Source organism: Sphingomonas sp. LH128 (assembly GCF_000293195.2).
In the GTDB taxonomy this organism is placed as follows: Bacteria; Pseudomonadota; Alphaproteobacteria; order Sphingomonadales; family Sphingomonadaceae; genus Novosphingobium; species Novosphingobium resinovorum_A.
Genome location: NZ_ALVC01000499.1, coordinates 1 through 1,507, shown reverse-complemented (window position 1 = coordinate 1,507; position 1,507 = coordinate 1). Strand labels below are relative to the sequence as shown.

Sequence of the window (1,507 nt, the reverse complement as noted above, 5' to 3'; positions counted from 1 at the left end):
ATTTCGCGCAGGTAATATGCCTTGGTGCGCCCGGTGGCGCTCGCGAGATGATCGAGGCGCTGCTCTACTTCAGGGGCGAGGCGTATTGACGTCGCCATGGCACTGTCTCCGATTGAATACGTGTATTCACACTATCACATGATTGTTGCCACGTCACTCCGGCTCGATCGTGAAGTTCCAACCATGGATATGGAGCATTTCGTTCCCACCGCGGTCGAAGGCGAAGAAGATGGAATCGAGGTCGGCTTCAGGTTCGATCAGCAATTCGAGGGTATGGTGGGTACTGTCCGCGATGACGGCGCGCGTGTAACCGGCCTCGCGGGCTTCGGCCTCGGTGTGTATCGGCGGAGGCGATGCCTGGATGAAGGGCTTCGCAGCCTCTTGGGCAGGCCCATCGAATGTGCCGAGGGTCTTCAGGCGATCGGTCTCCAACGTCGCGCCAAGATCCTCGGGCAGATCAGCATATTCGGCAGCGACCGTGATTGCGGCCGCTGCGGTGGGAAGCTCGCCGGGGGCAGCGCCCTTCCAGATGTAGGTCGCTTCCTCGCCCTCGATACGAGGATGGGGCTGCATGACCTGGACGAAGAAGGTGGCCAAAGGCCGGTCCCATCCGATGGCGACGCTGCTCGCCACGCCTTTTCCGGGAAAATCGTAACGGCTCATGAGGGTGATCTCCGTTCAATTCGCCAGCGCGAGCCACTCCACATGCCAGGGGCGCGGGAATGGATTGTAGCGGATGAAGGCAGGGACAAGGGTCATGCCCATGGCAGCGAGGCTTTCCGCCATGGAAACCCGCTGGAGGGCTGCGGCAAGGTCATCTTCCAGCATGAAGTCCAGCATGGCAGCTTCGTGGACCTGTTCACAAGTGAACATTGTCCAGTCCAGCGCATCGAGGAAAACCTCGCGGCGCTGGGTGAAGCGTTCGATCCGGGCGGCATCGCTGCGAACGAGATCGAGAACCTGATGTGTGGTGAGCATGGGATGTCTCCCTAAGCGGCGATGGGTTCGCGCGGCGCCTGCGTGTGGGGTTCGATGAGCGCGGGCGAGGGCACGATGGCATCGAGACGCAGATCACGGCGGATGCGCACTGCGAAACGGGTGGGCCGGACGAAATCGCGCATTGCCGCGAAGCGCAGCTTGTGGCCGGCTGCAGGACCGCGCTTGGCGAAGTATTGCACCTCGTTGCCCTCATGGAGCGGGCCGACGCTGAGCATGATCGACAGGTCATCGCTCGATAGCGCGACATATCCTGCGATCGCGGGATCGCTGGGCGTGGAGCTGACGGTGTAGCTGCCGGGGGCCAGGCCGATTTCCAGAGCGAGGGCATTCATGGCTTTGGCGCCGTCAGCGTGGAATCGCTCTTTGGCAACGCGGTCATGGGCCACTCCGCGCACGGCCAGGGTGAGAAGTGCCGGAAAGCGTTCGAGTTCGATGACGCGGCGGCTGCAGGCGAAACGCAGGCTGTCATCATCGGCACGGTCCGACGTGACGGCCGCGAAGTGGCGGG

General features: G+C 62.5%; 3 protein-coding genes. All 3 read right to left on the bottom strand.

Annotation, left to right across the window (positions count from 1 at the left end; genetic code table 11):
* Positions 1-153: 153 nt before the first annotated feature.
* A complete protein-coding gene (locus LH128_RS34100) occupies positions 154-663 on the bottom strand; it encodes a hypothetical protein (protein ID WP_008833313.1) in 510 nt (169 codons plus the stop codon).
* 15 nt (positions 664-678) lie between these two features.
* Complete coding sequence (locus tag LH128_RS29230; protein WP_008833312.1) at positions 679-978, bottom strand: hypothetical protein; 300 nt, start codon at positions 976-978, stop codon at positions 679-681.
* A gap of 11 nt (positions 979-989) precedes the next feature.
* On the bottom strand, positions 990-1,507 hold a 518-nt coding region (locus LH128_RS29225), incomplete at its 5' end, for a hypothetical protein (protein ID WP_008833311.1).